Here is a 20,142-nt window from a genome sequence, read left to right on the forward strand (position 1 = left end):
CAGCCGTTGTCTCACGCCCACGGAAAGGACAGCCATGTCAAAGGATCGTATCCGCGTTGCTGTGATCATCGGCAGCGTCCGCAAGGGCCGCTTCGGTCCGACGGTCGCACGTTGGTTCGTCGAGCAGGCCCGGCAGCGCAACGGTGTCGAGGTCGACGTCATCGACCTTGCCGAGGCCCCGTTGCCGGTCACGATCACGGACGAGCCGGCGCCCGGAGTCGCGGCGGTCCTCGGCGACCTGAGTCCGCGCGTCGAGCAGGCTGACGCGTTCGTCGTGGTGACGCCGGAATACAACCACGGCTATCCGGCCTCGTTGAAATGCATGATCGATTGGCATTTCACCCAGTGGCAGGCAAAGCCGGTCGGGTTCGTTTCCTACGGCGGTCTCGCCGGGGGCGTGCGGGCGGTGGAGCAATTGCGTCAGGTGTTCGCCGAGCTGCACGCGATGACCATTCGCGACATGGTCAGCTTCCACGGCGCGTGGCAGCAGTTCGACAGCGACGGGCGGCCGACGCATCCCGAGGGGTGCAACGCGGCGGCGAAGGTGATGCTCGACCAGCTCGTCTGGTGGGCGGAGGCGCTCCGGGACGCCCGCTACCGGCGCCCGTACCGGGCGTAGGGGTGGAGGCGCCCGTACCGGGCGCGGGGGCCGAGGCGCCCGTACCGGGCGTGGGCGTTGACGACGACAGGCTCGGGCCCGGGAACGGGGACCGGGCGTAGGCACCACGGAAGGCGCGGGGACCGGGATCGGTACCCGGAGCCCTGCTCATGGGAGGTTGTGAAGGCAGATGCGCGTTCTGATGCTGACCACCCCGGTCCCCACGCACCTGACGCCGCTGGTGCCGCTGGCCTGGGCGCTGCGCGCCGCCGGTCACGAACTGCTGGTGGCCGGCCAGCCGGATGTGCTGGAGGCGGCCCGGTGCGCCGGGCTGAACGCGGTGAGCATCGGCACCCGGTTCGACCTGGGGGCCATGCTGCTGGCCGGACTGCCGGACGGCGTGCGCCCGATCGAACTGCGCGGGCGGCCCGCCCCGGAGGTGATGGGGGAGTACGGCCGGGTGTGGATGGTGCACGCCGAACGCATGCTGCCGGATTACCTCCACTTCGCGCGGGGTTTCCGCCCGGACCTGATCCTCGCCGACCCGCTGGAGTACGTCGCACTGATCGTCGGCGGCGTGCTCGGCGTGCCGGTGGTGCAGCACCGCTGGGGCGTCGACCCCATCTCCACGCCGGCCCGGCCCAAGGCCCGGCTCGCCCTTGCGGAGGCGTGCCGGAGCGTGGGACTGGCCGGCCTGCCCGACCCCCACGTACTGCTCGATCCGTGCCCGCCGAGCCTGCAGTTGCCGGGTGTGGAGCCGGCCACCCCGCTCCGGTGCGTGCCGTACAACGGCGGCGGGGCGGTACCGGCCTGGCTGGGGAGCGAACTGGGCGAGGGCAGGCCCGGACCCCGGCGGGTGGCCGTCTCGGTCGGAGGGCTGACCCTCGTCATGCACGGGGTTCCGTTCCTGCGGCGGCTGCTGTGGGCCTTCGACGGGCTCCCCGACGTCGAGGCGGTGGCCACCGTCGACGCCGTCCACCGGGAGGAGATCGGGCCGGTGCCGGGGAACGTCCGGATGATCGATCCCACCCCGCTGAACATGTTCCTTGGCCGCTGTGCGGCCGTCGTACACCACGGCGGCGCCGGGACCTCGATGTCCGCCACCGACGCCGGCCTGCCGCAGCTCGTCCTGCCGCAGATCAGCGACCAGTTCGCGGCCGGCGACCGGCTGGCCGCCCGCGGCGCCGCCATCGCGATCGACGACGCGGCCCGCCAGAACGACCCGGCGGCGCTCCGGGCCGCGCTGGCCGCGCTGCTGGAGGACGACAGCTATGCCAAGGCGGCCCGTGAGCTCGGGCGCGAGATGCGGGACCAGCCCACACCCGCCCGGATCGCCGCCGACCTCGAGCGGCTCGCCCGGAACAGACCGAACAAGGAGGAGTTATGAGGCTGCTGTTCGTGGCAGGTGGCGCACCGGCGACGATCTTCGCCCTGGCACCGCTCGCCACCTCGGCCCGGAACGCGGGTCACCAGGTCTTCATGGCGTCGACCGAGGAGATGGCGCCGTACATCGCCGGGGTCGGCCTGCCGGCGGTCTCCGCCACGCCGCTGACGATCCGGCACTTCATCACGACCGACCGGTCCGGCGCGCCGGTGGAGATACCGAAGGACCCGACGGAGGAGATGCTCTTCACCGGCCGCTGGTTCGGCCGGATGGCGGCCGCCAGCCTGGACCCGCTGCTGGAGCTGGCCCAGCACTGGCGCCCGGACATCGTGGTCGGCGGCACGATGTCCTACGCGGCGCCGCTGCTCGCCGCCCACCTGAAGATCCCGTTCGTCCGGCAGGCGTGGGACGCGACCGAGGCCACCGGAATCGATCCGGGGGCGAACGAGGAACTGCGGCCGGAGCTGGCGGCGGTGGGCCTGGACCGGCTCCCCGAGCCGGATCTCTTCGTGGACATCTGCCCGCCGAGCCTGCGGCCGCCCGGGGCCGGGCCGGCGCAGATGATGCGCTGGGTGCCTGGCAACCGGCAGGCCCTGCTGGAGCCGTGGATGTACACCCGGGGCGAGCGCCGGCGGGTCTGCGTGACGTCCGGCAGTCGGGTGGCCCGCGACCAGAACTTCGACTTCCTGCGCGGCCTGGTGGAGAGCGTCGCCCCGCTCGGCGTAGAGGTCGTCGTCGCCGCGCCGCCGGCCGTCGCCGACGCGCTGCGGCCGGAGCTGGGCGGGATCCGGGCCGGCTGGATTCCACTCGACGTCCTGATCCACACGTGTGACCTGGTGGTGCACCACGCCGGCGGCGTCACCGGGCTCACCGCGATGAACGCCGGCGTACCGCAGGTGTTGATCCCCAAGGGGGCCAATTTCGTCGCCCCGTCGCAGCGGGTGTCCGACTTCGGCGCGGCCGTCACGCTCCTGGCCGGCGAGGACGGCCCGGACCAGGTCGCGGCGGCCTGCCGGGAGATCCTCTCCGACGGCCGGTACGCCGAGCGGGCGCGCGCCCTGTCCCGGGAGATCGCCACGCTGCCGCCACCCACCGACGTGGTCGACGCACTCGTGGCGCTCGTGCCCTGACCGTACGCCCCGGTCGGTGGGCTCGCCCCGCCGACCGGATCGCCCCGAGCACCAAACATCGAAAATCATCAATGCAAATCGAGAGGGGACGATGCGATGCGGGTCCTTTTCGGCGTGTCCAACTGGGCCGGTCACTGGTTCCCGACGGTACCGCTGGCGTGGGCGCTGCGGGCCGCCGGTCACGACGTCCGGGTGGCCTGCCCGCCGGAACAGGCCGACGCGGTCTCCGCGGCCGGGCTCCTGGCGATGCCCTTCCTGGAAGGGCCCGACATGGTGCTCGGGGCGCGGCTGCACAACTACGGCAACGCACTGGCCGGCCGGTGGCGGTTCCCGGAGCCGCCTCCGCACCCGATTACCGGCGAGCGGGTCGCCAGCCTCGACGAGTTCGACCTCGCGGCGTGGCGGGCCGAGAACCGCGACCGCATTGCCGGCGCCGCCCGGCGCAGCACCGACGCGGCGGTGGCCTTCGCGCGCCGGTGGCGGCCCGGGCTCGTGGTGCACGACCTGATGAGCCTGGAGGGTCCGCTGCTCGGGCGGGTACTGGGCGTGCCCGCGCTGCTGCACCTGTGGGGTCTGTTCGGCCCGGACGACCTGGTCGCCGGCCTCTTCCCGCTCGTGCCCGCCGACGACAGCGAGGCGTTCCCCCGGCACGGCGTCGGCACGATGGGGCCGGACGTCTACCGGTACGTCGTCGATCCGAGCCCGCCGTCCGCCGCCCCACCGTTGCGGGCGGAGCGGCTCGGGCTGCGGTACCTGCCGTACAACGGGCCGGGCGCGATGCCGTCGTGGTTGGCGGCCACACCGGACCCCGCACCGGACCCGGTGCGGCGTCGGCGGGTCTGCGTGGTCTGGGGGACCGCGGTCAGCACGATGTTCGGCCCGGCGACGTTCGCGGTGCCGAAGGTGCTGGCCGGTCTCGCCGAACTGGATGTCGACGTGGTCGTGACGGTCATCAGTGCCGACCGGCGGCGGATCGGCCCGGTCGGGCCCCGGGTGCGGCTGCTCGAGCACACACCGCTGCACCTGCTGTTGCCGGACTGCGACCTCGTCGTCCACCACGGCGGCGCGGGCTGCGCGATGACGGCGGCCGCGGCCGGGACCCCGCAGCTCATCCTGCCCAACGGGCTGGACCAGGACACGGTGGCGGCCCGGATGGCGGACGCCGGGGTGGCACGGGTCGTACACAACGCGATCGCGGACGCCGGCGACGTCGCCGCCGCAGCGGCCGACCTGCTGGACAACCCCGACTACCGGGCGGCGGCGGCGCGGCTGCGCGACGAGGTGGCGGCACTCCCGACGCCCGCCGCGCTGGCGTCCACCGCCGAGCACATGGTCGCCGGCACGTCCCTCGTATCCGACTGACCGGCGCCGTGTCGCCGGCCGACGATGAGGACCTTTTCGATGGAGATCGTGGGGAACGGCTTTCTGGCTCGAAGCCTGGCGCCGGTCGCCGGCAAGCACCCGGACACCGTCGTGCTCGCCGCCGGCGTGTCGTGGGTGAACACCACCTCGCGTGCGGACTTCGCCCGGGAGGCGGCGCTGCTGCGGGACGCGGCGCACCGCTGCCGGGCGACGGGTCGGCGGCTGCTGTACTTCTCCACGGCGTCGACGGGGATGTACGGCACCGTGGACGGGCCCGGCACGGAGGATCGGCCGGTGGTCCCGTGCACGCCGTACGGCGTGCACAAGCTCGCCCTTGAGCAGCAGTTGCGCGCTTCCGGCGCCGATTACCTGGTGTTGCGGCTCGGCCACCTCGTCGGGCCGGGCCAGCCGCCGCACCAGTTGGTCCCGGCGCTGATCCGGCAGATGCGCGCGGGGTGCGTGCGGATCCACCGCGGTGCCGCCCGCGACCTGATCGACGCCCGCGACGCGGTCCGGGTCATCGACCGGCTGCTCGCCATGGGGCTGCGCGGGGAGACGGTCAACGTGGCGTCCGGCCAGGCGACACCGGTGGTGGAGATCGCCGACTACCTGGAACAGCGCCTCGGTCTGGCCGCCCGTCGGCTCTACCTCAACGTGGGCATGCACCATCTCATCTCGACGGAAAAGCTGCGCGCCCTGGTGCCGGAGGTGTCGACGTGGTTCGGCGCCGGCTACTACCGGCGGGTCATCGACGCCTACCTCGCGGCATCGGCCGTGATCGGCGCGGGGAACCCCAACGACGACTGATCCTTGCCCACCTGGACGCCCACGGCGCCGCGACCCGATGCACCAGCGGCCCGTTCTCACCAGCGGTCCGTTCTCACCAGCGGCCCGCTCCCATCTGCGGGCACGGCGGACCGCAAAGGAAGGTGGTAAAGAATTGCTGGGATCGGTGCCGAGCGTGTCCGAGGTTGAAGCGGGCCCGATTCGCGTCGACAATGAGCGCGTGGACATGCCGGAGCCGGGCCGAGAGAGGATGGAACTCACAGTTGGGGAACTCTCCGCCCGCAGCGGGGTCGCCGTCTCCGCGCTGCACTTCTACGAGCGGCAGAACCTGATCACCAGTCGCCGCACCTCCGGCAACCAGCGCCGCTACCCGCGCGACACGCTACGCCGGGTCGCGTTGATCCGGATCGCCCAACGGGTGGGGATACCGTTGGCCGAGATCGGGGCCGCGTTGGCCGAACTGCCGGACAACGGCGCGCCGACCCGCCGGGATTGGAAGCGGATGTCCCGGCGGTGGCAGCATGACCTGGACCGGCGGATCCGCCTGCTCCAGCAGCTGCGCGACGACTTCGCCGACTGCGTGGGTTGCGGCTGCATGTCGATCGACCGCTGCCTGCTGGCCAATCCCAACGACACGCTGGGACGCCAGGGTTCCGGCCCGCGTCGTCTGCTCGACGGGTGACTCCCGGCCCGGACCTGGGGCGGCGCCGGGTGGTGATATTCGACGGAGCTGACGCAACCTTGCCGAGATCTGACGTACCGCGCCTTGACCACGCCGACCGTGCGGAAGAAGCTACCAATTAGCTCTCGCGCAATTGTCTCCAGAATCGTCCGTTCCCGCGTGGACACCATAACCCGCTCGCCATTCAGCGTGGATTAACCCAGTCGGTACGGAGCAGAAGGTTTGCTTGAGGCCGGAGGAGCGTGTCATGCGAGTCCTTTTCACCATCATGCCCGCGGTGGCCACGGTGCCGCGCCGGCCACGTCTGATCCGCCTGGGCAGCGTCCACGAGTACAGCCCGGTGCCGATCGGCGCCGCCATCACCGAAGAGCGGCTGCCGGCCCCGAACACCGGCTACGGGCGTTCGAAGCTGGGTGGGACGCGGGCAGTGCTGCGGGCCGTGCGGACCGGTGGGCTGGACGGTCTGGTGCTGCGGATTGCCAACGTCTGCGGTCCGGGCGCACCCCCAGCCAGCCTGTTGGGCAGCGTCGCCGGCCAACTGGCCGGGATCGCCGCGACCGGAGCGGGCGAGCTGCGGCTCGGGCCGCTGTTCGGGCGGCGGGACTTGCATCGCGGCCTGCTCTTCGTCGCCACCGGGAGGTCGATGCGCGTGACGCGGCCGATGCGGTCGTGGCGGCGGCGCGGGCACCGCGATCGCAGGTCGCCGGGGAGGTCGTCAACATCGGTCGGGGCGAGGCGGTCTCGGTACGGCGGCTGGTCCACCGGATGATCGCGCTCAGTGGACCGGCGGTCCGGGTCGTGGCTGCGGACCAGGTGCCCGGCGTGACGGCGGGCGCGGGCGCGCAGTGGCAGCAGGTGGATATCTCGCGAGCACGGCAGCTCCTCGACTGGCTGCCCCGCCGCGCCCTGGACGACTCGCTGTCCGACCAGCTCAGCGTCGCCCGGGCCGACTTCGTCCGGGAGGACGCGGTACTCCAGCTCATCGCCGGTGAACCGCAGCCCGTGAACCGCCAGGACGCAGCGAGCCACCTCTGATGTCGGGCAAAGACGTGCGGGCGCCTACGGTGGCGCAGTCCGTGGCCGCCGGTGTCCTGACGAGCTGGCAGGAGGCCGCCGCCCGCCGATGAGCGCGGACGGCGGTGTGGGCCGCTCGCGGTGGACCCGCCGTCGGCGGCGGGGCGCGAGGATGCCCTCGCCAGGGCGGTCATCCGGTGACGGAAGGAGGTCAGCGATGCCCTCCGGCGGCGACCAGCCGCGCGCGTTCCCACCAGCGCCGGTTGTCGCGGTACCACCTGACGGTCTCGGCCAGCCCGTGCTCGAACGGCACCCGGGGAACGAAGCCCAGCTCGGTGCGGATCTTGGTGGTGTCGACGGCGTACCGCCGGTCATGGCCCGGCCGGTCGGTCACGAACTCCACGCTGGACCAGTCGGCGCCGACGGCGGCGAGCAGTCGCCGGGTCAGCTCCAGGTTGCTCAGCTCGGTGCCGCCGCCGACGTTGTAGGTCTCGCCGGGCACCCCGTGCTCCGCCACCAGCTGCACCGCGGCGCAGTGGTCGTCGACGTGCATCCACTCCCGGACGTTCGTCCCGTCGCCGTAGAGTGGCACCTTCCGCCCGTCGAGGAGGTTCGTGACGAACAGCGGGACCGCCTTCTCGGGGAACTGGTGCGGGCCGTAGTTGTTGCAGCAGCGGGTGATGCAGACCGCCAGGCCGTAGGTGCGGTGGAACGCCCCGACGAGCAGGTCGGCGCCGGCCTTGGACGCCGAGTACGGCGAGTTCGGCAGCAGCGGGCGGGTCTCCGTCCAGCGATCTTCGTCGATGGAGCCGTACACCTCGTCGGTTGACACGTGGACGAACTTCCGCACACCGCAGGCGACCGCCGCGGCGAGCAGGGTCTGCGTGCCGAGCACGTTGGTGGCGACGAAGTCCGCGGCACCGCTGATCGAGCGGTCGACGTGCGACTCGGCGGCGAAGTGCAGCACCGTGTCCACGTCACGCATGACCGCGGCGACCGTGGCCGGGTCGCAGATGTCGCCGTGTACCAGGGTGAGGCGGGGGTCGCCGTGGACCTCGGCGAGGTTTTCCCAGGTGCCGGCGTAGGTCAGCTTGTCGAGCACGATCACCCGTGCCCCGGCGAACCCTGGGTAGGCGCCCTGTAGCAGTCGCCGTACGTAGTGCGACCCGATGAATCCGGCACCGCCGGTGACCAGAACCTGCATGGCCGTCAGCCGACCGGGGTGAGCAGCGGTTGCGGTGCGGCCAGCGCCATGACGTACTGGCCGTAGCAGGACTTCGCCAGCCCCATGCCGAGCCGGTAGCAGGCGTCCCGGTCGATGTACCCCATTCGCAGCGCGATCTCCTCGATGCACCCGATGCGGACACCCTGCCGGTGCTCGATGGTCTGGACGTACTGGCTGGCATTGGTGAGCGAGTCGTGCGTTCCGGTGTCGAGCCAGGCATAGCCCTGGCCGAGGTCGACCAGCCGGGCCCGGCCACGCTCGACGTAGACCCGGTTCACGTCGGTGATCTCCAGTTCGCCGCGTGCGGACGGGCGCAGCCGCCGGGCGATCGCCACGGCCTCGTTGTCGTAGAGGTAGAGCCCGGTGATCGCGCGGTTGGACCGGGCCTCTGTCGGCTTCTCCTCGATCCTGACCAGTCGGCCGTCGGGGTCGGTCTCGGCGACCCCGTAGCGCTCGGGGTCGGGGACCGGATAGCCGAACAGGACGCAGCCGTCGAGTTCGCGGACGCTGCGCCGGAGCAGCGTGGCGAGGTCCGGGCCATGGAAGATGTTGTCGCCGAGGATCAGCGCGACGGAGTCGGTGCCGATGTGGTCCGCGCCGATGAGCAGCGCCTCCGCGATGCCGAGCGGTGCGGCCTGCTCGGCGTAGCCGATCGACAGGCCGAGGGCGCTGCCGTCACCGAACAGCCTGCGGAACCCGGCGAGGTCCGACGGCGCCGAGATGATCAGGATCTCTCGGATGCCGGCCAGCATCAGCACCGACAGCGGGTAGTAGATCATCGGCTTGTCGTGGACCGGAAGAAGCTGTTTCGACACGCTCAGGGTGATCGGATGCAGGCGAGTCCCGTGGCCGCCGGCCAGGATGATTCCCTTCATGTCCGCGAGCGTACGGTGACCCCGTACAAGCCCACTCAAGCTGCGGTAAAGGCTATACCGGGTTGACGCGTACATGACGAAACTTTACTCAGGCCTGACGTAACTCCCATTGACGTTCGCCCCCGCCTCGAAGACGCTTCGATGAGTGCAAAGTTATTGTCCGACCCGGCAACCTTGCGTATAAACGGAGGTCGAGAGTGGGCAGTCTGATGCGGCAGCGGCTCGCGGACAACGCTGTACCTGGGCTTTCGGACGACCGGGCTGGCCGCGCGAAATGGGGCGAGGCCGGGTTTCGCTTCACCGTGCTCGGACCCGTGGAGATTCACTGGAACGGCGCGGACATCGCGCCGACGGCGCCGAAACTGCTGCAGTCGCTGGCGATGGTCGTGCTATGCGCGGGGCGGGTTGTCAACACCGAATCCATTATCCATGAGCTGTGGCCGAACGGCGCGCCGAAGACCGCCCGCACCGCTGTCCAGACCTACATCTGCCAATTGCGCCGAATGTTCGAGAGCAGGGGGCTCGCCGAAGACGGCGACGACGTGCTGGTGACCAAGGCGCCCGGATACATGCTGCGGGTCGACCCGGCGCGGGTCGACGTGTTCCAGTTCCAGCGGCTGCGCCAGATCGGCCGGGAGGCGCTGGACCAGCGCCGCTACGACGCCGCGGCCCGCGCGTTCCGCGCCGCTCTCGCGCTGTGGAGCGGCCCGCCGCTGGCGAACGTGATGTGCGGGCCGCGGCTGTCCGCGTACGCGATCGACCTCCAGGAGCAGCGCCGCAACACGCGGCACCTGCGGATCCAGGCCGAGATCGAGGTCGGGCTGCACCGTGAGCTGATCGGCGAGCTGCGGTCCCTGGTCGCCGCCAACCCGCTGGACGAAGGGCTGCGCGGCCAGTTGATGCGGGTCCTGGACCGCAGTGGCCGGCGCGGCGACGCCCTCGACGCCTACCGCCACCTCCGTGGCGCGCTGAACGAGGAACTCGGCCTTGAGCCCTGCACCGAGCTGCAGCAGCTCCATCACGAACTGCTCTCGGACCACCGGCAGGGATCGGCGGCCTGAGATGACCGGTGAGGTGCGGCTCGCCGTGCTCGGGTGCGCGGACGTGGCCGCCCGCCGGATCCTGCCGGCGGTGGCCAGTGTCCCGGGCGTTCGCCTGATCGCGGTGGCCAGCCGCGACCGCGGCCGGGCGGATGCGTTCGCCGCACGTTTCGGCGGCGAGCCCGTGCACGGGTACCGGTCGCTGCTCGACCGGGACGACGTGGACGCGGTCTACCTGCCGCTGCCGCCCGCGCTGCACGCGGAGTGGATCGCCGAGGCGGTGCACGCCGGAAAGCACGTGCTCGCCGAGAAGCCGCTCACCACCTCCGCGGCGGACACCGCCCGGCTGGCCGAACTCGCGGCCCGGCACGGGGTCGTGCTGATGGAGAACTTCATGTTTCCGTGGCACGGCCAGCACCGGGCCGTGCGCCGGCTCATCGACGAGGGAGCGATCGGCGACCTGCAGTCCTTCGCCGCCACCTTCGCGATCCCGGCCCGCCCGCGCCACGACATCAGGTACCGCGCCGAGTTGGGCGGGGGCGCCCTCCTGGACGTCGCCGGCTATCCGGTCCGCGCCGCGTTGCACTTCCTCGGCGGCGGCTTGGAGGTGCGGGGCGCCGTCCTGCGGCACGACCGGGACCTCGGGGTCGACGTGGGTGGCGCCGCGCTCCTCGCCGCGCCGAGCGGGGTGACCGCCGAGCTGTCCTTCGGGCTGCGCCACGCCTACACCTCGGGGTACCGCTTCACCGGCAGCACCGGTCGGCTCAGCGTGGACCACGTCTTCACCCCGCCGGCCGACCACCGTCCGGTGCTGCGGTTGGTCACCGGGGACGGCGCGGAGGAGCGGACGCTGCCCCCCGACGACCAGTACTCCCGCGCCATCGAGGCGTTCGTCGCCGCGGTCCGCGGCGGCCCCGCACCGGACATCGAGGTGACGGTCGAGCAGGCGAGGTTGATCGACAGAGTCCGTGCGCTGGCGGACGAGGGCAGAGCATCCCGTTGCGGAAGGGCGATCCGGTGACAACAGTCAAGAAACAGATCCTGGACCTGGTGGGTCGGTACCACCGTGAGTCCCCGCCCGGAGAGTTCGTCCCGGGTGTGACACCGCTGCTGACCTCCGGAGCGGTGCTGGACGAGAACGACCGGGTCGCGCTCGTCGAGGCGGCGCTGGACCTGCGCATCGCGGCGGGGCCGCACTCGCGGCGGTTCGAGCGGGAGTTGTCCCGGTACTTCGGGCTCCGCAAGGCGCTGTTGACCAACTCGGGCTCGTCGGCGAACCTGGTCGCGCTGAGCACCCTGACCTCGCCGCAGCTTGAGGAGTATCGTCTACGCCCCGGCGACGAGGTCATCACGGTCGCGGCCGGGTTCCCGACAACGGTGAACCCGATCGCGCAGAACGGACTGGTACCGGTCTTCGTCGACATCGAGCTGGGCACCTACAACGCCACGGCCGAGCGGGTGGCGGCGGCCATCGGGCCGAAGACCCGGGCGGTGATGATGGCCCACGCGCTCGGTAACCCGTTCGCCGTGCGTGAGGTGGCCGCGTTGGCCGAGGAGCACGGGCTGTTCCTCATCGAGGACAACTGCGACGCGGTTGGCTCCACCTACGAGGGCCAGCTCACCGGCACGTTCGGCGACTTCGCCACCGTCAGTTTCTACCCGGCGCACCACATCACGACCGGCGAGGGCGGCTGCGTCCTGACGAACAACCTCGTGCTCGCCCGGCTCGCCGAGTCGATGCGGGACTGGGGCCGGGACTGCTGGTGCGACCCGGGTGAGGACGACCGCTGCCGCAAACGCTTCGACCAGCAGTTCGGCACGCTGCCGAACGGGTACGACCACAAGTACGTCTTCTCCCACGTCGGGTACAACCTGAAGTCGACCGACCTACAGGCCGCCCTCGGGTTGGCGCAGCTTCGCCGGATCGACGAGTTCGTCGAGGCTCGCCGCCGCAACTGGCGCCGGATGCGTGAGGCCCTCGACGGCGTGCCCGGGCTGCTGCTGCCGCAGCCGACGCAGAACGCCGATCCGAGCTGGTTCGGCTTCGTTCTCACGGTACGACCCGACGCCTGCTACACCCGGCGGGACATGGTCGCGTTCCTCGAGTCGCGGCGGATCGCCACCCGCCGGCTGTTCGGCGGCAACCTGACCCGGCATCCGGCCTACGTGGACCGCCCGCACCGCGTCTCCGGCGAGCTGACCAACACCGACGTCGTCACCGAGGACACCTTCTGGGTCGGGGTCTACCCCGGGCTGACCGACGAGATGATCGATTACATCGCCGGGTCCATCGCCGAGTTCGCCTACCGGCACACGCCGGCCGTCGTCCGCTGACGGACGAACCACCATCGAGGGAGGTCGTCGGCCGCGCGCCGCCCGTGACAGCCGCCCTCTCCACCGGTCCGCTGGCCCACTGCGTGTCCGTCCTCCGGAGGTAGTTCGTGATCCACGACCTGTCAGAATTCCACGCCTGGTTCGCCGAGCGGAGCCGACGCAACGCGTACCAGGTGACCCGGGCGCCACTGGATGGGCTGGACGGATGGCAGACGGACCCGGCGACCGGGAACATCGCTCACCGGAGCGGAAAGTTCTTCTCCGTGCAGGGGCTCGCGGTTACCACCGACCACCGGGAGACGTCGTCCTGGTCGCAACCCATCATCCTCCAGCCCGAGATCGGCATCCTCGGTCTCCTCGTCCGGCTGGTCGGCGACACCGTCTACTGCCTGATGCAGGCCAAGATGGAGCCGGGCAACATCAACCTGGTCCAGTTGTCGCCGACGATCCAGGCGACGCGCAGCAACTACACCAGGGTTCACCGGGGCGACAGCGTTCCCTACCTGGAGTACTTCGTCGCGCCCCGGCCCGGCCGGGCGGTGTTCGACGCGTTGCAGTCCGAGCAGGGCACCTGGTTCCTGGACAAGCGGAACCGCAACATGATCGTCGAGGTCGACGGGCCGGTGCCCGCCCGTGAGGACTTCTGCTGGCTCAGCCTTGAGCAGATCGCGGAGTTGCTGAAGGCACCCAACCTCATCAACATGGACGCGCGCACCGTGCTGTCGGGTGCGCCATTCCTGTTTCACGAGGAGGGAGCCCGGCCCGACAGCACGGTTCGCCCCCTGCACTCCCACGAGCACCTGCTGAGCTGGTTCACCGAGGCACGAGCCCGGTACCACCTGGGCCGGAACCTGCTGCCGCTGTCCCGGGTGGCCCGGTGGCGGCGCGTCGACGGCCGGGTCGTGCACGAGGAGGGCCGGCACTTCTCGGTGATGGGCGTGGACGTGCAGGCGAGCAACCGCGAGGTGAGCCGCTGGTCGCAGCCGATGATCGAGCCCTGCGGCCGCGGCGTCGTCGGGTTCCTCGGCCGGCACGTCGGGGAGACGTTCCACGTGCTGGTGCACGCGCGTACCGAGGCCGGCACGCACGACGTGATCGAGATGGCGCCCACCGTGTCCTGCATCCCCGCCAACTACGCCGGGCTGCCCGCCGAGCGCTGGCCGCGCTATCTGACCGAGATCCTCGACGCGCCGCCGTCCCGGCGACTGGTGGACGTGGTGCACTCGGAGGAGGGTGGGCGGTTCTTCCACGCGGAGAGCCGGTACATCGTGGTGGACCTGGGTGAGGACTTCGACCTGGACGTACCGGATGACTTCTGCTGGATGACCGTCGACCAGCTTGTCGGCTTCGTCCGCTACGGCAACTACGTCAACGTCGCCGCACGCTGCCTGCTCACCTGCCTGGCCACCGGGTCGGAGCCGCTGGGCCGGCGGGTCCTGGCCCAACCCGTGGTGGCCCGCCGCTGACGGTCTTCGGCAGCTTGGCTCGATCCCCTCGGGGTGCGCGATGGCGGTTGCCTACCGCACGCAGCGGCATTCAGCACCGAAATAGCGGATGAGCCAGGCACGGAAGGTTTGCGGGCGGACAATTCGGGTACGGCGTCGGTTACAGCGACCGCGGCGCCGGCATTCGCTGAGCCTGGGAGGCGACGATGATGGAGAGCCGAATCAAGGTGCTCGGGCACCCGGTCCATCCGATGCTGGTGATGTTCCCGATCGCCCTGTTCGTGTCCGCCACGATCTTCGACATCATCGACGTGGCCGGCGGCCCTGCCTTCCTCGGCGAGGTGGCGTACTGGAACATTCTGGTCGGCCTGATCGGCGGGTTACTGGCGGCGATGGCCGGCGCGGTGGACCTGCTGGCCATACCGTCCGGGACCCGGGCCAAGCGGGTGGGGGTGGCGCACGCCTCGACCAACCTGGCCGTGGTGCTGCTCTTCGCCGCCGTCTGGGCGGTGCGGTTGGCCGCGGACACCCGGGCGGCCGGCGGCGCCCTGGTCGCGATCGAGGTGGTGGCGGTCGCCGCCGCCGGGCTCGGCGCCTGGCTCGGTGGCGAGCTGGTGGACCGGCTCGGCGTCGGGGTGGATCCGGATGCGGACCTGAACGCGCCGAGTTCGCTGCGCCCCCGGGCCACCGCCGCCGCGGCCGCGGACCGGCCCGAGGAGCGTTGAGCTGGGCGAAGCGGGCCGGCCCGAGGAGTGCCGAACCGGGCGGGAAGGCCCGGACGACGATGGGAGGGAAGGCGGCGGCATGACTGAGCCAGGACGTGGCACCGGGGACCGGGGCTGGGATCCGATCGGCGAGTTGCAGACGCTCCGCGCGGAACTCGGCCGGCTGGTCGGCGGACGGGGCGGGCAACCCGACGTCGAGCTGAGGCCGGTCGACGACGGCTGGACGGTGCAGGCCCGGCTGCCCGGGGTGGCGCCGGAGGAGGTGGCCCTGGAGCTGGACGACCGCGAGCTGTGCATCCGGGCCCGCTCCGAGGCCGAGGTCAACGCGGACCACGGGATGGTCGGCAGCGCGTCGCAGACCCGCGCCTTCGAGCACCGGGTGCACCTACCGGCGCCGGTCGACCCGGACCGGATCGACGCCGTGATGGATCACGGGCTGCTCACGGTCACGCTGCCGAGGGCACCCCGGCCGGGTCGCCGGACCATCACCATCGGCAGCCGACGCCACGACCCGGGCCAGCGCGCCGGGGGTACCGCCGGAGCCGGCGTCCCGCCCGGCACCGTGGACCCGGCCGCCGACCGGGAACTGCACCGGCCGGACACCGCCGCCGGCACCCCGACGTCCGGCTTCACGGGTTGAGCGGGCGGCGGACCCGTACCCGATGATCGGCAAGGTGGGGGACCTCGTCGGTGACGTCGAGCGGATCGCCGTACTCCGGGCCAACGCGCTCGGTGACTTCATCTTCGCGCTGCCGGCGCTCGACGCGTTGCGGGCCGGCTATCCGGACGCCGAGCTGGTGCTGATCGGCGCGCCCTGGCACGAGCGTCTGCTCCGGGACCGTCCCGGCCCGGTCGACCGGGTACTGGTGGTACCGCCCGCGCACGGGATCCGGGTGGCCGGGCCGGGTGAACCGGAGCCGTCGGCCGAGTCGATGCCCGAGTTCCTCGCCGCGGCCCGCCGGGAGCGGTTCGATCTCGCGCTCCAGATGCACGGTGGCGGGGCCAACTCCAACCCGTTGGTCGCCGGGCTCGGTGCCCGGGTGACCGCCGGGCTGCGTACCGAGGACGCGCCGCCGCTGGACCGGTGGCTCCGGTACGTCTACTACCAGCCGGAGGTGGTCCGATACCTGGAGGTCGCCGGCCTGGTCGGCGCCAGCCCTACCGGCCTGTTGCCCCGGCTGGTCGCCACCGAGGCGGACCTGGCCGAGGCGCGTACGGTGCTCGGCGAGCCGGCGGGCCCCCGGATCGCCCTGCATCCCGGTGCCAGCGACCCGCGCCGCCGGTGGCCGCCGGAGCGCTTCGCCGAGGTCGCCGACCACCTCGTCGACGACGGTTACGAGGTGCTGGTGACCGGCACCCCGGGCGAGCGGGAACTCGCCGGGGAGGTGGTGGCGGCGGCCCGCCGGCCGGTCCGCTCGGTGGTCGGCGAACTGTCGCTCGGCGGCCTGATCGGCTGCTACGCCGGCTGCGAGGTGGTGGTCTCCAACGACACCGGGCCGGTGCACGTCGCCGCCGCGCTGGACATCCCGACGGTCGGCATCTTCTGGGTCGGCAACATGATCAACTGCGCGGTGCCGCTGCGCGCCCGGCACCGGCCGATCGCCTCGTGGACCCTCAACTGCCCGACCTGCGGCCAGGACTGCAGCCGGGAGATCTATCCGGCCCGGGGCGGCGGCCCGGCCTGCCCGCACCAGGTCTCGTTCGTCACCGACGTACCGGTGGTGGAGGTGCTGGCGGCGGTGGCCGATCTGACCCGACGGTGACCTCCCAGGCCTCCATGGTCCGCTCGGTCACCGTGGTCGGCGCCTCCAGGTGGTACGCCCCGCTGGGCAGCACGCCGGCTCCGGCGTACCGGGCCAGCACGGCGAGTTGGGCGGCCACGTCCTCGCCCTGGTGCCCCGGGTCGAGCCGGGGCCAGAAGTCGAAGCCGCCCGCCGCGCGCAGCCGGGACCGGTCGTAGAGGACACAGCCGCCGATCCAGGAGACCTTGTATGCCCGCCACTGTCCGGCCGGCAGCCGGCGGGCCTCCGTCACGTGCAGCAGGTTCGCCGCCGAGTGGATCTGCGCCCGGTCCCACTCCGGCGCGCCGGGGCGGAGGCGCTCCGGCTCCGGCCGGCCGTCCCACTCCACGTAGTGCCGGTGGGTCTCCGGCCGGACGTCGCCCAGGTAGGACAGTCCGTGCACCGCGTTGCCGACGAAGCCGCAGTCGAGTTCCCGGATCGCGGTGACCAGCCGGTCGACGGTGCCGGGTTCGAGCCAGACGTCGTCGTCGAGGAAGAGGACGTACCGGGCCGCCGAGGCGTCCAGCAGATAGGCGCGGTGCTCGGCCAGGCCCCGCCGGGGCAGCCGCCGGGTGAGCAGCACCGGGTGTCCCCGGTGCCGGAGTACCCGGACCATCGCCGCAGCCGCCGGTTCGGCCCAGCCCGGCTCTCCGTCGGACTGGTCGCTGACCACCACCCCGAAGCCGTCCGAGCCGGTCCGGTCGGTGGCCTGCCCGTCGACCTCGGCGGGGCGCTGTGCGGCCAGCCCGGCCAGGGTGACCGCGAGTTCGGCGGGTCGGTTCCGGGTCGGCACCAGCACGTCCAGCAGCCGGGGCGTACGGAACTGGGCCGCACTGCCCGGGTCGAGCGGCCGGGTGACCGTCCTGACCCCCGCACCGGCCCGATCGGAGTGTGAACCGGCGTTCACGCCCGGCGACTCGACGCGGCCGCCGTCCCGCCCGTCTGCGGCGATCCGGCCGTCTGCACCGATCCGGCCGTCTGCACCGATCCGGCCGTCTCCGCCGTCCCACCCGTCTGGGGCGATCCGGCCGCCGTCCCAGCCGTCCGCGTCGTCCCGCCCGTCTGCGGCGATCCGGCCGTCTGCGCCGTTCCGCGCCGACGCAGCGTGCTGGTGCGCACCGCCCCACGGGCCGCGTCGCCGTGCGAGCGGATCCGCTCGATCACCGCCGAGGTGGACCGGTCCGGTACGTAGCCGAGGGTGCGGACCTCACCGCCGAGCCGGCGTACCAGGGGTGCCTCCGGGACCATGTCCGGCGGGTAGTCGCCGCCCTTGACGTAGACGTCGGGGCGGATCGCCTCGATCAGCGCGGTGGGCGAGTCCTCCTCGAAGACCACCACGTGGTCCACACAGGAGAGTGCGGCGAGCACCGCCACCCGGTCCTCGACCGGGTTCACCGGCCGGTCCGTGCCCTTGATCCGTCGTACGCTCTCGTCGGAGTTGACCGCCACCACCAGCAGGTCGCCGAGGTCGCGTGCCTGGTCGAGGTAGCGTACGTGCCCCCGGTGCAGTACGTCGAAGCAACCGTTGGTGAAGACGACGGTCCGCCCCTCGGCCCGGTGCCGCTCGACGAGTTCGACCAGCGCGTCCCGGTCGAGCACGATCCGGGCCGGGGCCTCGTCGACCGAGCCCAGCGCGGCGATCAGGTCCTCCCGCAGGCAGACACAGGTGCCGGTGTCCGAGACGGTGGTGGTCGCGGCGAGCTGGGCCAACTGGGCGGCGGTCGGCAGCGGCGCGCCCGCGGCCAGCGCCAGCGTCATCGCGGCCAGGTACGCGTCACCGGCACCGACGGCGTAACTCGCCGGTACCGGAGTCGCGTGGCTGCGCCGGGACCGCCCGTCGGCCCCGCCCACCACGGCACCCTCGGCGTCCAACGTCACCGCCACCACGTCCGCACCGGTGCGTTCCCGCAGCTCGGCGAGGCGGGCCTGGGCGACCAGCGCCCGGCTGACGCCGCCGGCCGCGACGGGACGCCCGGCGGTGGCACTCGACGTCTCGTCACCGGCCACCACGATGTCGTCACCCGAGACCCCGATCTCGTCACTGGTGACCGTGAGGCCGTCCCCGCCGACCGGACCGGCACCGTCGCCGCCACCCGGGGGCGTACCGTCCGGCGCGGCGGAGCCGTCACCGTCCCGGCCACCCTCCTCGGCACCAGCGGCAGCGGCGGCCGGGACGGGCCCGCCGGTGACGGCTGTCGTGCCATCCTCGGCGACGCTGACCCGGATGCCGGCGACCGCCGAAGAGCTGGCCGGGCCGGCGGTGACCGCGTCGTTGAGCAGCCGGGTCGCCTCGGCGAAGCTCGGGGTCACCACGGTCGGGGCGAGCCCGCGCCAGTAGGCCAGATCGTGCGCGTCCAGGGCGACGGTGGCGAAGGAGTCGCGGTGCCGGACCAGCCAGCTTCGTACCGCCTCGGGCAGGGCACCCAGGCCGTAGTCGCAGACCACCAGGGTCGGCGGCTGGCCGTCCCGGTCCGCCCGCAGTTCCTCGGTCGCCCGGGCGAGCGCGTTGAGCATCCGCTGTACGCCCTCCTCGGGCAGCGTCTCGTCGGCGTCGCCCTCGTCCTCCCGGAGCAGGATCTGGTCGGCGGCGAGCAGTCTCCGCTTCACCGGGGTCGGCCGGCCGGGCTGGCTGATGGTCCGGTCCCAGACGCCGGCCCGGTCCAGGCAGTCGTGCAGTTCGTCACCGGCCACGTCCGCGCCGACCGGGGCGACCAGCGCCGCCAGGCCGCCCAGGGCGGTGAGGTTGACGGCGGTGTTCGCCGCGCCGCCGGCCGCGGTCAGCCGGCGGCGCAGGGTCAACACCGGTGCCGGCGCCTCCCGGCAGAGCCGGTCCGACTCGGCGAACCGCCACTCGTCCAGCATGGCGTCGCCGACCACCAGTACGCCCCTGCCGAGCCAGCTCTCCACCACCGAGGCCAACCGGCGCTGTTCCGCTGCGTCTGTCGCCATGTTGCTGCGGGTCCCCGGTGCCCGGCCGGGCAAACCTGGTCCCGGGTACCCCGCCGGGGGTGCGGCGGTGGCCGTACGGCGGGTTTGGCACCGGGCGTACCGGGAACGTCTTTTCCACGGGATGCGACCAAACGGTTCGTCGGAACATTAACCCCCGTTTCCCCCTGGAAAGGAGAACCGAGATGACCGCGACCTTGCAGGGCAAGCGCATCGCTTTCCTGGCCACGGACGGTGTGGAGGAGGTCGAGTACACCCGCCCCCGGGAGGCGGTCGAGGCGGCCGGCGGCCGGGTCGAACTGGTCTCCCTCAAGGGCGGCCGGATCCAGGCCTTCAACCACCTGGACAAGTCCGGGACGTACGACGTCGACGCGACCGTGGCCGAGGCGGACCCGGCGGCCTACGACGGCCTGGTGCTGCCCGGTGGGGTGGCCAACCCGGACGCCCTGCGGACGAACCCGGACGCGGTCCGATTCGTCCGGGCGTTCTTCGACGCCGGCAAGCCGGTCGGGGCGATCTGCCACGCGCCGTGGACGATGATCGACGCCGACGTGGTCAAGGGCCGTACCCTCACCTCCTGGCCCAGCCTGCGCACCGACCTGTCGAACGCGGGCGCGCACTGGGTCGACGAGGAGTGCCATGTCGACAACGGCCTGGTGACCAGCCGCAAGCCGGACGACCTGCCGGCGTTCTGCGCCAAGCTCGTGGAGGAACTCGCCGAGGGCCGGCACTGACACTCTGACCGACCCCTGCGGCACCATCACCGGTCCCGGCCCGGCGGTGAGCCGAGTCCGGGACCGGTGTCACGAGCCGAG

General features: G+C 72.2%; 19 protein-coding genes and 1 pseudogene. 16 read left to right on the plus strand and 4 right to left on the minus strand.

Features of this window, described 5'->3' with window-relative positions; all coding sequences use genetic code 11:
* The first annotated feature begins 34 nt into the window (after positions 1–34).
* The 8 genes from EV371_RS09255 (at position 35) to EV371_RS09290 (ending at position 6,977) form a co-directional block, all read left to right on the plus strand.
* Positions 35–619 (plus strand): NAD(P)H-dependent oxidoreductase, encoded by a 585-nt coding sequence (locus EV371_RS09255; protein ID WP_130461686.1) that lies wholly within the window; start codon positions 35–37, stop codon positions 617–619.
* Positions 620–788: 169 nt separating this feature from the next.
* The gene (locus EV371_RS09260; protein WP_130461687.1) at positions 789–1,985 is read left to right on the plus strand and encodes a nucleotide disphospho-sugar-binding domain-containing protein; all 1,197 of its coding nucleotides are present in this window, start codon (positions 789–791) and stop codon (positions 1,983–1,985) included.
* Positions 1,982–3,112 (plus strand): glycosyltransferase, encoded by a 1,131-nt coding sequence (locus EV371_RS09265; protein ID WP_130461688.1) that lies wholly within the window; start codon positions 1,982–1,984, stop codon positions 3,110–3,112. Before EV371_RS09260 ends, EV371_RS09265 begins: the two co-directional genes overlap by 4 nt.
* A 96-nt stretch (positions 3,113–3,208) precedes the next feature.
* Positions 3,209–4,474 carry a nucleotide disphospho-sugar-binding domain-containing protein gene (locus tag EV371_RS09270; RefSeq protein WP_130461689.1) on the plus strand — a complete coding sequence of 422 codons (1,266 nt, stop codon included), beginning with the start codon at positions 3,209–3,211 and terminating at the stop codon, positions 4,472–4,474.
* Between the two features lie 39 nt (positions 4,475–4,513).
* Positions 4,514–5,281 carry an NAD-dependent epimerase/dehydratase family protein gene (locus EV371_RS09275; protein ID WP_130461690.1) on the plus strand — a complete coding sequence of 256 codons (768 nt, stop codon included), beginning with the start codon at positions 4,514–4,516 and terminating at the stop codon, positions 5,279–5,281.
* 229 nt (positions 5,282–5,510) lie between these two features.
* Complete coding sequence (gene soxR / locus EV371_RS09280; RefSeq protein WP_207230444.1) at positions 5,511–5,942, plus strand: redox-sensitive transcriptional activator SoxR; 432 nt, start codon at positions 5,511–5,513, stop codon at positions 5,940–5,942.
* Positions 5,943–6,189: 247 nt separating this feature from the next.
* Positions 6,190–6,711, plus strand: coding sequence for an NAD-dependent epimerase/dehydratase family protein (locus EV371_RS09285; RefSeq protein WP_130461691.1), 522 nt, complete (start codon positions 6,190–6,192; stop codon positions 6,709–6,711).
* Positions 6,708–6,977, plus strand: coding sequence for a hypothetical protein (locus EV371_RS09290; protein WP_130461692.1), 270 nt, complete (start codon positions 6,708–6,710; stop codon positions 6,975–6,977). The genes EV371_RS09285 and EV371_RS09290 overlap by 4 nt, the downstream gene beginning before the upstream one ends.
* A gap of 190 nt (positions 6,978–7,167) precedes the next feature.
* Here the strand turns inward: EV371_RS09290 and rfbB are convergent, their stop codons facing one another.
* Entirely contained in the window at positions 7,168–8,160 is a 993-nt protein-coding gene (gene rfbB / locus EV371_RS09295; protein ID WP_130461693.1) for a dTDP-glucose 4,6-dehydratase, read from the minus strand.
* A gap of 5 nt (positions 8,161–8,165) precedes the next feature.
* Positions 8,166–9,056 carry a glucose-1-phosphate thymidylyltransferase RfbA gene (gene rfbA, locus EV371_RS09300; RefSeq protein ID WP_130461694.1) on the minus strand — a complete coding sequence of 297 codons (891 nt, stop codon included), beginning with the start codon at positions 9,054–9,056 and terminating at the stop codon, positions 8,166–8,168.
* 197 nt (positions 9,057–9,253) lie between these two features.
* Here rfbA and EV371_RS09305 point away from each other — a divergent pair, with 197 nt between their 5' ends.
* The 7 genes from EV371_RS09305 (at position 9,254) to EV371_RS09335 (ending at position 16,363) form a co-directional block, all read left to right on the plus strand.
* A complete protein-coding gene (locus EV371_RS09305) occupies positions 9,254–10,117 on the plus strand; it encodes an AfsR/SARP family transcriptional regulator (protein ID WP_349339505.1) in 864 nt (287 codons plus the stop codon).
* Between the two features lies 1 nt (position 10,118).
* Entirely contained in the window at positions 10,119–11,117 is a 999-nt protein-coding gene (locus EV371_RS09310) for a Gfo/Idh/MocA family protein (protein WP_130461695.1), read from the plus strand.
* Positions 11,114–12,430 (plus strand): lipopolysaccharide biosynthesis protein RfbH, encoded by a 1,317-nt coding sequence (gene rfbH / locus EV371_RS09315; protein ID WP_130461696.1) that lies wholly within the window; start codon positions 11,114–11,116, stop codon positions 12,428–12,430. The genes EV371_RS09310 and rfbH overlap by 4 nt, the downstream gene beginning before the upstream one ends.
* A gap of 107 nt (positions 12,431–12,537) precedes the next feature.
* The gene (locus tag EV371_RS09320) at positions 12,538–13,896 is read left to right on the plus strand and encodes an NDP-hexose 2,3-dehydratase family protein (RefSeq protein ID WP_130461697.1); all 1,359 of its coding nucleotides are present in this window, start codon (positions 12,538–12,540) and stop codon (positions 13,894–13,896) included.
* A 188-nt stretch (positions 13,897–14,084) separates the two neighbouring features.
* Positions 14,085–14,600, plus strand: a complete 516-nt coding sequence (locus EV371_RS09325; protein WP_130465773.1) for a DUF2231 domain-containing protein — start codon at positions 14,085–14,087, stop codon at positions 14,598–14,600.
* A 79-nt stretch (positions 14,601–14,679) separates the two neighbouring features.
* Entirely contained in the window at positions 14,680–15,240 is a 561-nt protein-coding gene (locus EV371_RS09330; RefSeq protein ID WP_130461698.1) for an Hsp20 family protein, read from the plus strand.
* 22 nt (positions 15,241–15,262) lie between these two features.
* Entirely contained in the window at positions 15,263–16,363 is a 1,101-nt protein-coding gene (locus EV371_RS09335; protein WP_130461699.1) for a glycosyltransferase family 9 protein, read from the plus strand.
* Here the strand turns inward: EV371_RS09335 and EV371_RS09340 are convergent.
* Both EV371_RS09340 and rfaE2 read right to left on the minus strand, forming a co-directional pair.
* Positions 16,305–17,288 (minus strand): glycosyltransferase family A protein, encoded by a 984-nt coding sequence (locus tag EV371_RS09340; RefSeq protein ID WP_130461700.1) that lies wholly within the window; start codon positions 17,286–17,288, stop codon positions 16,305–16,307. The two genes, EV371_RS09335 and EV371_RS09340, sit on opposite strands and share 59 nt — an antisense overlap.
* 221 nt (positions 17,289–17,509) lie before the next feature.
* Positions 17,510–19,330: pseudogene (gene rfaE2, locus EV371_RS09345) on the minus strand (D-glycero-beta-D-manno-heptose 1-phosphate adenylyltransferase); the annotation flags it as partial.
* A gap of 182 nt (positions 19,331–19,512) precedes the next feature.
* Between rfaE2 and EV371_RS09350 the strand changes: the two are divergent.
* Positions 19,513–20,061: a DJ-1/PfpI/YhbO family deglycase/protease gene (locus tag EV371_RS09350; RefSeq protein ID WP_130461701.1), complete on the plus strand. Its 549-nt coding sequence runs from the start codon at positions 19,513–19,515 to the stop codon at positions 20,059–20,061.
* Positions 20,062–20,142: the final 81 nt, after the last annotated feature.

The sequence above is a fragment of the Plantactinospora sp. CNZ321 genome, from assembly GCF_004217235.1.